The 15,018-nt window shown below is 74.7% G+C and carries 1 protein-coding gene; it reads left to right on the top strand.

The features are described from left to right. The first annotated feature begins 20 nt into the window (after window positions 1-20). A complete protein-coding gene (locus ACFWBT_RS04075; RefSeq protein WP_385695588.1) occupies window positions 21-15,017 on the top strand; it encodes an SDR family NAD(P)-dependent oxidoreductase in 14,997 nt (4,998 codons plus the stop codon). Window position 15,018: the final 1 nt, after the last annotated feature.

Raw genomic sequence — 15,018 nt, forward strand, 5'->3', positions numbered from 1 at the left:
TAGAGCGAGGAATATCTTCAATGGCAGAACGACCGCTGACGAGCCCGCCCGCCACCTCGATCGCCGTCGTCGGCATCGGCTGCCGGTTCCCCGGCGACGCCCGCGATCTCGACTCCTTCGGCGCCGCGCTCAGGTCCGCGACCACCGTCTTCCAGGACGTGCCCGCGAGCCGCTGGGGTCGTGGGTTCGCCGGCCCGGGCGATGCCGGTCCCGGCACGGCCAGCCATGTCGGAGGGTTCCTGGAGGGCATCGACCGCTTCGACGCCGCCTACTTCGGGGTCTCGCCCCGTGAGGCGAGCGCCATGGACCCCCAGCAGCGGCTCATGCTCGAGGTGGCCTGGGAGGCGATGAGCGACTCCGGGCGGCCCGCGGACGCCTGGCACGGCACCCGCACCGGGGCGTTCTTCGGCATGTTCGCCCACGACTACGCGACGCTGCACACCAAGACGCTCGGAATCCAGGGCATCGGGCCGCACTACGCCAGCGGAAACGAGTTCAGCTTCGTGGCGGGCCGGCTGGCCTACACCTTCGACCTGCACGGGCCCATGGCCTCCGTCACCGCTGCGTGCTCCTCCTCCCTGCTGGCCGTGCATCTGGCGAGTCAGAGCCTGCGGACGGGCGAGAGCGACATCGCTCTGGCCGGTGGCGTCAGCCTGATGATCACGCCCGAGCTGAGCGTCTTCATGAGCAGGATCGGCGCGATCTCGCCGACCGGGCGGTGCCGTCCGTTCGCCGCCGACGCCGACGGCATCCTCCGCGGTGACGGCTGCGGCGTCCTCGTCCTCAAGCGCCTGCCCGACGCCCTCGCCGACCGGGACCGGATCTACGGGATCATCCGCTCGTCGGCGGTCAACCACGACGGCCGCAGCCTGGGCATCACGGCACCCAACGGCAGCGCCCAGGCCGCTCTCCTGCGCTCCGCCCTCGGCACCTCGGGAATCGACCCCTCCGACCTCGACTACGTGGAGGCCCACGGCACCGGGACCCCGCTCGGCGACCAGGTCGAGCTCATGGCCCTGGACGAGGTCTACGCGCGGGACCGGGACCCGGGCCGCCCGCCGCTCTACGTGGGCTCCAACAAGGCGGTGTTCGGACACACCGACGGCGCGGCCGGAATTGCCGGCCTGCTCAAGGGGCTCTGGGTCATCAACTCCCGTGAGGTACCCGCTCAGCCCGACCCCGGACGGCTCACCTCGGCGGTCTCCTGGGACCGCGGCAGGCTGGCGGTGCCGGTGAGCACGGTCAGCCTCGCCGACACGGGCCGCCCGGTCCGGGTCGGGGTGAGCTCGTCCGGGCTCAGCGGCACGAACGTCCACGTGATCGCCGAAGGCGTCGAGCCCGCCGGTGCCGCGCCCGTGGGCCCCCCGGCCGGTCCCTACGTGCTGCTCGCCTCGGCCTTCCACCGGTCGGGCCTGGCCGACCAGGTCGCCGGGATGGGGGAGCGGGTGGCCGCCGAGGCCGACGGGCTCGGCGGCCTCATCGCCTCCGCCGCGACCCGGCGGACGCATGAGCGGCACCGGTTCGCCGCCGTCGCGGCGGGACCGGAGGAGCTGGCGGCGACACTGGACGGGATCGAGGATGCGCCGGACGGCGCCTACGTCGGCGCCGTGGACCCCGAGGGCGCCCCCGAGCCGGTGTTCGTCTACTCCGGTCAGGGCGCGCAGTGGGCGGGCATGGCGGTGGACCTGTACGACGCCTCGTCCGTGGTCCGTGAGGCGCTCGACGAGTGCGACGCCCTGATCCGGCGGGACGTGAACTGGTCGCTGATCGACGAGCTGCGACGGGTCGAGGACAGCCGGCTCGGCCGGACCGACCACGCCCAGCCCGCCCTCCTCGCCGTACAGGTGGCGCTGACCGGCTGGCTCGCCGCATGCGGCATCAGGCCCCGGGCCGTGGTCGGACACAGCGTCGGGGAGATCGCCGCCGCGCACACGGCGGGCGCGATCACCCGCGCCGACGCCGTACGGCTGGCTGTCCGGCGGGGCCAGATCCTCCAGGAGACGGCGGGCCGGGGCGCCATGCTGGCGGTCCGCGCGGACCGGGACACGGTCCTGGCGGTGCTGGCCGACACCGGCCTGCCGGTGGTGATCGCCGCGCTCAACGGGCCGGAAGCGGTCGTGCTCAGCGGCCCCGGGGACGCCGTCGACTCGGCCGCCGCGGCCATCGAGGCACGCGGCCTGCGGTGCAAACGGCTGGCCGGTGACTACGCGTTCCACAGCCCGGTGGTCGCCGACTGCGGCCCGCGGCTGCGGGAGGCACTGGCCGATCTCACCGTCGGCGTGCCCTCGGTGCGGCTGCTCTCCAGCGTGCTGCCCGACGACCAGGACGTGTGCTTCGACGCCGGCTACTGGCAGCGCAATCTCACCGACCCCGTGCTTCTGTGGCCCGCGATCGACCGGCTGCTCGCCGAGGGCGACCGGGCCTTCGTCGAGATCGGCCCGCACCCCATGCTGACCCGGCCGCTGGCGGACGCCGTCCGCCGCCGTGAGCGCCGCGGGCCGGTGACGGCCACCTTGCACCGCGCCGCCTCCGGACCGCTCTCCTTGCACAGGACGGTGGCGCAGCTCCATGTCAGCGGTGTCGACGTGGACTGGACGAAGATCACCGGAACACCGGACCGGTACCGGACGCTGCCCGTGCCCTCCTGGGGCGGCGACACCTTCTGGCTGCCCGGCGTCGAGCCCGGCGACCAGGGGCACGGCCCGGCGGCCGCGGCACCGGCACCGCTGCGTCTGGGGCTGCTCGACGCCGACGGCAGGGTGATCGGCGAGATGGTCGCGCGGCCGGCGGACGACACCGCCTGGGGCGCCCGCGGAACGGAGGGCGTACCGGCCCGGACGGCCGCGCCCGCTCCCCCTCACGCACCCGCACCGGATGCCGCTTCCACGCCCGCTTCCGCCTCTGCTTCCGCCGCGAAACCGCGGGTGCCCGGCGGTACGCAGCGCCGCGTCGAGGAGCATGTCGCCGCGGTGCTCGGCCTCTCCGGCGACCAGCCGCTCGCGCGGCGGCGCGGGCTGTTCGACCAGGGCCTCGACTCGCTCACCGCCGTCGAACTGCGGAACCGCCTGTCCGCCGAGTTCGGCCTGGAGCTGCCCACCACGATCGTCTTCGAGAAGCCGACGATCGAGGCGCTCACCGCGCTGCTGGCGGAGGCCGCGCCGGAAGCCGAGGGCCCGCACCGGACCGTCTCGTCGGCCGCAGCGTCCGGCGACCCGGCGGACGACGCCATCGCGGTGATCGGCATGGCGTGCCGGCTGCCCGGCGCGAGTTCGCCGGAGCAGTTCTGGTCGCTGCTGACCGAGGGCCGCCACGCGGTCCGTGACCTGCCGGCAGCCCGCCGGGCCGATCCGATCTGGGCGGAGGCCGGGTCCGACGTCCCGACGCGCGGCGGCTTCCTCGACGACGTGGAGGGCTTCGACGCGGAGTTCTTCCGTGTCTCGCCGCGCGAGGCGAAGTCGCTCGATCCGCAGCACCGGCTGCTTCTCGAGGTCGCCTGGGAGGCACTGGAGGACGCCGGGCAGCCCGCGCGGGACGGCCGGGCCGCGGGTGTCTACTTCGGCCTCAACACCGCCGACTACCAGCAGTTGCTCACCCGCGACATGGCCGACGTCGACCACTTCTACGGGACCGGGACGACGTTCGCCGCAGCCGTCGGGCGCCTGTCGTACTTCCTCGGTCTGAGCGGCCCCAGCATCGCCGTCGACACCGCGTGCTCGTCGTCCCTCACCGCCGTCCACCTGGCCTGTCAGGGCCTGCGCGAGGGGGACTGCGAGATCGCCGTCGTGGGCGGGGCCAACGTGATCGTCGCTCCCACGGTGTCGGTCTCCATGGCCGGAGCCGGTGCCCTGGCACCCGACGGGCGCTGCAAGACCTTCGACGACGCGGCCGACGGCTACGGCCGGGGCGAAGGGGCGGCGGCGCTCATCCTCAAGCCGCTGGGCGCGGCGAACCGGGACGGTGACCGTGTCTACTCGGTGATCCGCGGCACCGCCGTCAACCAGGACGGCGCCAGCGGCGGCATGACGGTGCCCGACGCGTCCGCGCAGGTCGCCGTCATCAGGCGGGCGGTCCGGACCGCGGGCTGGGCGCCCCGCGACGTCGACTACGTCGAGGCGCACGGTACGGGAACGCCCCTCGGTGACCCGATCGAGGTCCGCGCTCTCGCCGAGGCGCTGGGGGAGGGGCGCACGGCTAACGAGGCGCTGCTCATCGGCGCGGCCAAGGCCGGCATCGGGCACCTCGAGGCGGCGGCCGGTGTCACCGGGCTGCTCAAGGTGGTCCTCGCGCTCCACCACGGGGAGCTTCCGCCGCACCCGCTGAACCGGCTCTCGACGCGCATCGACTGGGAGAGGCTTCCGGTCTCGGTGGTGACCGAGCGGCAGCAGTGGCCACGACGGGACCACCCGCGGCGGGCCGGTGTGAGCTCGTTCGGGTTCAGCGGCAGCAACGCGCACGTCGTCGTCGAGCAGCCGCCGGAGGTTCCGGAGCCGGTGACGGTTCCGGCCCGCCGGGCGCCCTACGTCCTGATGGTCACCGCGGCGGCGGAGCCCGCACTGCGCCAGGCGGCCGGGCGCCTCGCCGCCCGGCTCCGGGAGGCTCCGGGCGACCTGGACGCCATCGTCTTCACCGCCGCCTACCGCCGCACCTGGCTGGGCCACCGCCTCGCCGTCACCGGCCAGGACGCCACCGCCGTCGCGGCGGCCCTGGAGGCCGCCGCACGAGAGAACAGCACGCCGACCGCCCGATCCGGACAGGTGGCCGAGGGGACGGAGCGCTCCGTCGGATTCTGGTACGGAGCCGAACCGCCGTCCGCCGCCCTGCGTGAACGCCTGGCGGAGCTGCCGGAGTACACAGGTGCCCTGCGCGCCTGTGCCGAGCGCCTCGCCGCGCTGACCGGAGCGGACATCGACCCGCTCGCCGAGCCGTCGGCCGACCTGCCGGCCGCCTACCTGCTGTGCCACCACGTCGCGGCGGCCGGACTGTGGGCCGCCGTCGGCCTGGCGCCGGACGCCGTGACCGGTGAGGGCGCGGGCCGGCTGGGTGCCGCCTGGGCGGCGGGACGGCTGGACCTCGACGACGCGCTGCGCCTGGCCGCCGGGCAGGCGTCCGGCGTCGAACTCCGGCCCGGCCGCGTACCCGAGGTGTCCGCGGACGGCGAGGACCTCACCGTGTCCTGCGACGACCTGGTGCGGCGGGTCCGCCTCGGCGCGCCCGCCGACCGGCCCCGGAACCTTGCCGACGACATCTCCGCCCAGGGCGTGGACGCGCTCGTCGACGTCCTGCCGCGGAACCTGCCCGATGAGCTGGCCGCCCGGTTCGGGGTGGAGACCGACACCGACGACCCGGTGGACCGGTTCGCCCTCACCGCGGCGGAATTGTTCGTGACGGGCGCCGTACCCGCTCCGGCCCAGGTGTCGCGCCGGCCTGTCAGCCTGCCCGCCTATCCGTGGCAGCGTCGCCGCCACTGGTACCGCGAGGCCGTCGACCTGCCCGGCGACCGGCCGGCGGTTCCGTGGGTGGTGTCCGCCGCCGGCGCCACCGGCCTGCGGGCCCGCGCCGCCGCGCTGCGGGACTTCACGGTACGGAGCCGGGAACTCGGCCCCCTCGACGTCGGGTCCTCGCTGGCCGCGCTGCCGCACTCGGCGGCACACCGCGCCGTCGTGCTGGCCACCGACGCCCGGGGCTTCGGCGACGGGCTGACCGCGCTCGCGGACGGCGGGACCGCCCCGAACCTGATCCAGGGCAGGGTCGGAAGCGACCCGAAGATCGCCCTGGTGTTCCCGGGCCAGGGCGCTCAGTGGCCGGGAATGGCCGCCGAACTCATGGCGGCCGAGCCGGCCTTCGCCGAGCAGATGCGCGCGTGCGGGGAGGCACTGGCCGAGTTTACCGACTGGTCGCTCGCCGAGGTGATCGCCGGTGAACCCGGCGCCGCGTCGCTCGACCGGGTCGACGTCGTGCAGCCCACGCTCTTCGCGGTGATGGTCTCGCTGGCCGGGCTCTGGCGCTCGTACGGGATCGTGCCCGCCGCCGTGGCCGGTCACTCGCAGGGCGAGATCGCCGCCGCACATGTCGCCGGCGCGCTGTCCTTGCGGGACGCGGCCCGGGTGGTGGCGTTGCGCAGCGCCGAACTGCTGCACCTGTCCGGCCAGGGCGGCATGGCCTCGCTCGCGCTCGACGCGGAGGCGGTCACCGGCATGCTGCACCGCTTCGGCGGCCGTCTGTCGATCGCCGCGGTCAACGGTCCCGACAGCGTCGTGGTGGCGGGTGACGTCGGCGCCCTCGAGGAACTCGCGGACCTCTGCGAGGGAGACGGGATCCGGTTCCGACGCGTCGACGTGGACTACGCCTCGCACTCCCCGCACGTGGAACGGATCCGCGAGCGCCTCGCACACGTGCTCACGGGGATCACGCCCCGCCCGGGGAAGGTGCCGTTCTACTCCGCGGCCACCGGAGGTCTGCTGGACACCTCCGAACTCGGCCCTGACTACTGGTATTACAGCCTCCGCCGGAGCGTACGGTTCGAGGAGTCGGTCCGCGCGCTCCTCGCGGACGGCCACAACCTGTTCATCGAGTCGAGCCCGCACCCGGTGCTCACACCGGCGATCGAGGGGACGGTCGAGCAGGCCGGGAGCGACGCGCGCGCCGTGGGCACGCTGCGCCGGAACGACGGCGGCACCGGGCGCTTCCTGACCTCCCTCGCCGAGACGTACGCGCAGGGCGCCGACGTCGACTGGCAGCCGGTCTTCGCCGGCCACGACGTGGAGCCGGCCGCGATCCCCGACATCGTCGGGCACGAACTCGACGCCTGGCGCTATCGCGTCGACTGGCAGCCCGCCGCCGATCCCGACGAGCAGCCGCTGAGCGGGGACTGGCTGGTCCTGGCTCCCGGCATCGGACAGGGTCAGGCCTGTGCGGCGGCCGTGTGCCGGGCTCTCGCCGCACGCGGCGCGGACGCACGGCAGCTCACGCTGGACCCGGCACGCGACGGCCGGGACCACATCGCCGGCCTGCTCCGGCAGGAGACGGCCACGGACGCGGCGGGTGTGCTGTCGCTGCTGGCGATGGACGAACGCCCGCACGAGGACTACCCGGACGTCCCGGCGGGGTCGGCCGCCACCCTGGCACTGGTACAGGCGCTCGGCGACGTGGGAGCCGACGTCCCGATGTGGCTGGCGACCACCGGTGCGGTCTGCGCGGACGGCACCGATCTCCGGTCGCCCGCTCAGGCCCAGGTCTGGGGCATGGGGCGGGTGGCCGGTCTCGAACTCCCGCAGCGCTGGGGCGGCCTGGTCGACCTGCCCGGCTCACCCGACGAGGACGCGCTCCGGCGGCTGTGCGCGGTGCTGGGCGGCGGCCTGGGCGCGGACGACCAGGTGGCGATACGGGACAGCGGTGTGCTGGTGCGGCGGCTGGTGCGCGATCCGGTGGCCGACCGGCCCGCCGTACGGACCTGGCAGCCGCGCGGCAGCGTGCTGGTCACCGGTGGTACCGGCCGGATCGGCAGGCGCCTCGCCCGGTGGCTGGCGGCCTCCGGCGCCCAGCACGTCGTCCTCGCCGGCCGGCGGGGACGCGACGCACCGGGCGCGGCCGAGCTGGAGGCGGAACTCGTCCGGGCGGGTACCACCGTGACGATGGCGGCCTGCGACGTGGCCGACCGCGCCGCGATGGAGGCGGTGCTGAGCGAGGCCCGGTCCGCGGGGCGGCCGGTCCGTACCGTCTTCCACGCGGCCGTCGTCCCCGAGCCGGGCCCGCTGTCCGGGACGACACCGGCGCAGCTCGCCCGCACGCTGCGCGCCAAGGTGACAGGTGCGCGCGTCCTGGACGAGCTGCTGCGCGAGGAGTCCGTGGACGCCTTCGTCCTGTTCTCCTCCGTCGCGGGCGTCTGGGGAGCAGCCGAGAACGGCGTGTTCGCGGCTGCCGACGCCGGCCTGGAGGCACTGGCCGTCCAGCGCCGCGCCCGGGGACAGGCGGCCACCGCCGTCTCCTGGAGCTTCTGGAACGCGTTCGGGGAAGACGCCGACGAGTCGGCGGTGCGGGACATGTTCACCAGCCAGTCGGAACGGCAGGGCCTCCCCCTGCTGGATCCCGGGCAGGCACTGCGGGCTCTGCGGAAGGTGCTCGACCGGGACGAGACCGCCGTCGCCGTCGCCGACGTCGAGTGGGAGCGGTTCGCCCCCCTCTACACGGCGGCCCGCCCCCGGCCGTTCCTCGACGAACTGCCGGACGTCCAGGGCGCCGCGGGCGGGGCCCCGGGCCAGGGCGAGCAGGAGGCGGGGGAGAGCACTCTCGCTCGGCTGCTGGCGCGGACGCCCGAGTCCGAGCGTGAATGGGCGGTGCTGGACCGGGTCCGGACCGAGGCCGCGGCCGTACTGGGGTACGACCGTCCCCACGACGTGGATCCCGACCGGCCCTTCACCGAGATGGGGTCCGACTCCGTCACGGCGGTCGAGTTCCGGACCCGCCTGAACGCTGCCACCGGGCTGCGCCTGCCGGCGTCCCTCGCCTTCGACTACCCCACCGCCGGCGCCGTCACCGGCTGTCTGCTCGAGCTCGCCGTCGGCGCCTCGGACGCGCCGGAGGCGGCGGCCGCACCGGCCGTGACGGCCGAGAACCCGACCGCCGTCGACGAGCCGATGGCGATCGTGGGGATGGCGTGCCGCCTGCCGGGGGGCGTGACCTCGCCGGAGGAGTTCTGGCAGCTGCTGGCCGAGGGCCGGGACGCCGTGTCCGGGTTCCCGGCTGACCGGGGCTGGGACCTGGCCGGGCTGTTCGACGACGATCCGGACCGCCCGGGGACGTCGTACGTCCGCGAGAGCGGGTTCCTGGACGAAGCGGCGGGATTCGACGCGGAGTTCTTCGGGATCTCGCCGCGCGAGGCGCTGACCATGGACCCCCGGCAGCGGCTGCTCCTCGAAGCCTCCTGGGACCTGTTCGAGGACGCCGGAGTCGACCCGGCGAGCCTGAAGGGGAGCCGGACCGGAGTGTTCATCGGGGCCGGCCCGACGGACTACGCGACCGGGGCGCCGCTGGCGCCGCGCAGCGCCGAGGGGTACGCGGTGACCGGCAGCACACCCGCCGTGATCTCGGGCCGCGTGTCCTACGTGTTCGGGCTGGAGGGCCCGGCGATCACGGTCGACACGGCGTGCTCCTCGTCCCTGGTGGCGCTGCACATGGCAGGCCAGGCGCTGCGGGCGGGTGAGTGCTCGATGGCGGTCGTCGGCGGGGTCGCGGTGATGTCGAGCCCGAAGGTGTTCGTCGAGTTCAGCCGGCAGCGCGCGTTGTCGGCGGACGGGCGGTGCAAGGCGTTCGCCGACGCCGCGGACGGCACCGGGTTCGCCGAGGGCGTCGGCCTGCTGCTGGTCGAACCGCTGTCGGAGGCTCGGCGCCGCGGGCATGAGGTTCTCGCGGTCGTCCGCGGCTCGGCCCTGAACCAGGACGGTGCGTCCAACGGGCTGACGGCACCGAACGGGCCGTCCCAGCAGCGGGTGATCCGGCAGGCGGTGGCGAACGCGGGTCTGTCGCTGCGTGATGTGGACGTGGTGGAGGCGCACGGGACGGGGACGACCCTGGGCGACCCGATCGAGGCGCAGGCGCTGCTGGCGACCTACGGGCAGGAGCGGCCTGCCGACAGGCCGCTCCTGCTGGGGTCGGTGAAGTCGAACATCGGTCATACGCAGGCGGCGGCGGGTGCGGTCGGTGTCATGAAGATGGTGCTGGCGATGCGTCACGGGACGGTGCCCGCGACGCTGCACGTCGATCAGCCGAGTCGTCAGGTGGACTGGTCGGCGGGCGAGGTCGAGCTGGCCGTGGAGGCGGTGCCGTGGCCCGGGGACGGGCACCCGCGGCGTGCGGGGATCTCCTCGTTCGGGGTCAGCGGCACCAACGCCCACCTCATCCTCGAACAGCCGCCGGCTCAGCCACGGCAGCAGGACGAGCAGGACGAGGCCACCGGTCCCGGTTCGGCGGCACCGCCGGTTCCCTGGCCGGTCTCGGCGGCGTCTCCGGCCTCGCTGCGGCAGCAGGCCGACAAGCTGCGCCGACTGCTCGCCGACGAGTCCGGTCTCCAGCCGCGCGACATCGGCTGGAGCCTGGCGTCCTCGCGTGCGGCGCTGACCCACCGCGCGGTGGTCCTCGGTGCCGACCGGGACGACCGGCTCCGCCGGCTCACCTTGCTGGCCGGCGACGAGCCGGACCCCGGGCTGGTGCGCGGCACCGCGCGGCGCAAGCCGCGGGTCGTCTTCGTGTTCCCCGGCCAGGGCAGCCAGTGGCCCGGGATGGCCGCGGAACTGCTCGACACCTCCCCGGAATTCGCCGGGTACCTCCGCGCATGCGAACAGGCACTGGCTCCGCACGTCGACTGGTCGCTGACCGAGGTGCTCCGCCAGGCGGACGGAGCGCCCGGCTTCGACCGGGTCGACGTGGTGCAGCCGACGCTGTTCGCCGTGATGGTGTCGCTGGCCCGGCTGTGGCAGCACCACGGCGTGAGCCCCGCCGCCGTGGTCGGTCACTCCCAGGGCGAGATCGCCGCCGCGTACGTGGCAGGCGTGCTGTCACTGGAGGACGCCGCCAAGGTCGTGGCCGTACGGGCGGCGGAACTGGCCCGGCTGACCGGCATCGCCGGAATGGCGTCGCTGCAGGTGGACGAGCAGCAGGTGGCCAAGCTGCTCGCCCCGTGGGAGGGACGGCTGACGATCGCGACCGTCAACAGCCCCTCGCAGGTCGTCGTGGCCGGTGACACCGAAGCGCTGGACGACCTGACGGCCGAGTGCGAACGGCAGGGCATCCGCATCCGGCGGATCGAGGTCGACTACGCGTCGCACTCGCCGCAGGTCGAGCCGATGCGCGACGACCTCCTGGCGAAGCTGGACGGGATCACCCCCAGGCGCTCGCGCATACCGTTCTACTCCGCGGTGACCGGGGAGCCGGCCGACGCCGGTGAGCTGGACGCCGCGTACTGGTACCGGAACCTGCGGGAACCGGTGCGGTTCGAGCGCGCCACCCGGGCCCTGCTCGACAACGGCTTCACGATGTTCGTCGAGGCGAGCCCGCACCCCGTGCTGAACGCCGCCGTGCTGGACACCGCCACCTCGGCGGACGACTCCGCCGAGCCCGTGACGGTGGGCTCGCTGCGCCGCGACGAAGGCGGCATGGCACGGTTCACGGCCTCGCTGGCGGAGGCGTGGGTGCACGGCGCCGACCTGGACTGGGCCGGGCTGATCCCCGGCGGCAGGCGGGTCCCGCTGCCCACCTACGCCTTCGACCGGCAGCGCTTCTGGATGGAGGACGAGAGTGCCGCCGTGGACCCGGCGGCCCTCGGTGTGGTGGCGCCGGACCATCCGCTGCTCGGTGCCGCGGTGGAACTGGCGGACGGCGGCGGACTGGTGCTCACCGGGCGGCTGTCGGCCGGGACCCCACGGTGGCTGGCCGACCACGCGGTCGGCGGCGTGTGTCTGTTCCCGGGGACGGGATTCGCCGAGCTGGCTCTGCGGGCCGGTACCGAGGCGGGCTGCCCACGGGTCGAGGAACTGACTCTGGAAGCGCCGTTGCTGCTGCACGGCGACGACGCGGTACGCCTCCAACTGGTGGTGGGCCCGCCCGACGACTCGGACCACCGGCCCCTGGCCGTCTACTCACGGCCGGACGGGGAGAACGGCCGGGACGGTGACTGGACGCGGCACGCGTCGGCGGTCCTGGCGCCGGACGCCGGCACTGCTCCGGCCTCGCCGGCCGCCTGGCCGCCACCCGGCGCCGAGCCGGTGCCCATGGACCCGGACGACTTCTACGCGGCGGGAGCGGAGGCCGGCTACACCTACGGGCCGTCGTTCCAGGGCCTGGCACGGGCGTGGCGGAGCGGCGAGGACGTCTACGCCGAGGTGTCGCCGCCCGCCCCGGTGAGCGACGAGGCGGGCCGGTACGGCATGCACCCCGCGCTGCTCGACGCGGCGCTGCACGCGATGGTGCTCGCCCCGTCCGCCGCACAGGGCGACAGCCGCGACAGGACGGTGCGGCTGCCCTTCACCCTGGCCGGCGTCTCGCTGTTCGCGCCGGGTGCGCGGGCCCTGCGCGTGCGCATCTCCCCGGCCGGTCCGGACGCTGTGACGCTGACCGCTGCGGACGAGACCGGCGAGCCGGTTCTGGTGATCGAACGACTGGTGACCCGGCCGGTCCCGGTCGAGCGGCTCTCCGGAGCCGCGAACCCGGCAGGCCGGTCCCTGTTCCGGTTGGACTGGGTCCCGCTGGCGACGCCGAAGACCCGTGTCGGCGGCGACTGGACTGTACTCGGCGCGGACACCTTCGGCCTGGCCGGCTCGCTGGCGGCGTCGGGAATCCCGGTGCGCACCCATCCCGGCGTCGCCGCCTTTCTCGACGCGCCCGCCGACGGCGCGCCGCCCCCGCGCACGGCGGTGCTCCCCTGTGCGACGGTGCCCGGCGCCGGGCTGCCCGGTTCGGCCCTCGACCTGACCGGCGCGGTCCTGCGCGACGTCCAGGCCTGGCTGGCCGACGACCGGACGGCCGACACGCGGCTGGTCGTCCTCACCCGCCGGGCCCTCGCGGTCGCGGGACCCGACGACGTGCGCGACCTCGGTGCGGCGCCGGTGTGGGGGCTGCTCCGCTCGGCCCAGGCCGAGAACCCGGGCCGGATCGTCCTCGCCGACCTGGACGAGCACGACGGCACGGACGCGCTGGCGCACGCGCTGGCCGGTGACGAGCCGCAGATCGCGATCCGGCAGGGGGCACTGCTGATCCCCAGGCTGGCGCCGACAGGCACGGCGCGGGGCAGGCTGGCACCCCCGCTCAGTGGCCGGTGGCGGCTCGAACCCGACCCCTCCGGTGTCCTCGACGCCATGACCGTCGCGGCGTGCCCGGAGACCGCGGAACCGCTGGCACCGGGCCAGGTGCGGGTACGGGTCCGCGCGGCCGGGATCAGCTTCCACGATCTCCTGGTCGCTCTGGGGCTGCCCCCGGACGACGGCCTGTTCATCGGCGGCGAAGGCGCCGGAGTGATCCAGGCGACCGGTCCCGGCGTGACCGGACTGAAGCCCGGGGACCGGGTGATGGGACTGATGCCACGGGCGTTCGGCACCGAGGCGGTCACCGATCACCGCTGGCTGGTCCCGATGCCGCGGGACTGGTCGTTCGAGCAGGCGGCCTCGGTTCCCTCCGCCTTCCTGACCGCCCACTTCGCCCTGCACGACGCGGCGGGCCTGCGCCCCGGGCAGCGGGTCCTCGTCCACGCGGCGGCCGGCGGGGTCGGCACGGCGGCGGTCCGGATCGCCCGCCACCTGGGCGCCGAGGTGTTCGCCACGGCGAGCCCGGGCAAACACGACGCGCTGCGGCGGATGGGCCTGGACGATGCCCACATCTCCTCGTCACGGGACTCCGCGTTCGCCGAGCGGGTGCTCGACGCCACCGGCGGTGCGGGGGTCGACGTGGTCGTCAACTCGCTGTCCGGCGACCTCATCGACGCGTCGCTGCGCCTGCTGCCCCACGGCGGTCGTTTCATCGAGCTGGGGAAGACCGACCGCCGGGACCCGGAACAGGTCGCCGCCGCCCATCCGGGCGTGGTGTACCGGCCGGTGGACCTCGTGCCGGACACGACCCCGGAGTCGATCCACACCATGCTGACCGAGGTCGTCCGGCTGCTGCGGGACGGCGCCGTGCAGCCGCTGCCCGTCCGCACCTGGGACGTCCGTGACGCACCCGAGGCATTCCGCCACATGGCTCAGGCCAAGCACGTCGGCAAGCTCGTACTGACGATTCCGCCGGTCCCCGACCCCGACGGCACGGTACTGGTCACCGGCGGCACCGGAACGCTGGGCGCTCTGGTGGCCAAGCACCTGGCCGGCCCCTGGGGAATGCGCCACATCCTGCTGGCGAGCCGGCAGGGCGCCGGCGCGCCGGGCGCCGACGAGCTGCGTGCGGAACTCGCCGGGCTGGGTGCCGACGTGACGCTGGCCGCCTGCGACATCGCCGACCGCGAAGCCCTGGGGGACCTGCTGGGCGACATTCCGGCGGACCACCCGCTCACCGCGGTGGTCCACACGGCGGGGGCGCTGGACGACACGGTGTTCACGTCCCTCACCGGCGAGCGCCTGGCGCCCGTGCTGCGTCCCAAGATCGATGCCGCCGTGCACCTCGACGAGCTGACCACCGGTCTCGACCTCGGCATGTTCGCCCTGTACTCGTCCGCCGCCGGACTGCTCGGCAATCCCGGACAGGCCAACTACGGTGCCGCCAACGTGTTTCTCGACACGCTCGCCGCGGCCAGGCGCTCGCGCGGGCAGGCCGCCACGTCGATCGCCTGGGGCCTGTGGGCACCCGACAGCGCACTGACGGGTCAGATGAACGCCGTGGACCGCGAACGGCTCACCCGGGGCGGAGCACAGGCCATGTCCGCCGCGGAGGGCCTCGCCCTGTTCGACCAGGCGGTCCGGGCCGATGAGCCGCTCGTGGTCGCGGCGCACATCGACCGCGCCGCGCTGCGTGCCCAGGAGAGCCAGGGTTCGCTCCCTCCCGTCATGCGCCTGCTGATACCGCGCCGTGCCCGGCCGGACCGCGGCACGGGCGACTCCGGCACCTCCGCCGGAGTGGCCGGCCGGCTCACCGGGATGTCCGCGGGCGAGCGGCGCCAGGCGCTCGTGACCCTGGTCAGGAAACAGGCCGCCGCGGTGCTGGGCCACGGTTCGGCGACCGCGCTGGACGTCGACCGCGGGTTCGTCGAGATGGGATTCGACTCGCTGACGGCCGTCGAACTGCGCAACCGGCTGGCCACGGCCACCGGTCTGCGGCTGCCCGCGACCCTCATCTTCGACTGTCCGACGCCGGCGGAACTCGCACGCCGGCTCGACGAACGGCTCAGTCCGGCGAGTGACGCCCCGACCGCGGCGGACGACGGCGACGACGGCCACGGACGGCCCGACGAGGACGACATCGGCACGGTCGACGACATGGACGTGGACGAACTGATCCGCGCCGTGCACGGCGCCGACGGCCACGAGCGAAACCCCGGAGAGTGAG

Source organism: Streptomyces sp. NPDC060027, from assembly GCF_042737005.1.
Taxonomy (GTDB): Bacteria; Actinomycetota; Actinomycetes; order Streptomycetales; family Streptomycetaceae; genus Streptomyces.

Coding starts and splice junctions, on each gene's coding strand:
- ACFWBT_RS04075 (WP_385695588.1), top strand. CDS start 21: ATGGCAGAACGACCGCTGACGAGCCCGCCCGCCACCTCGATCGCCGTC.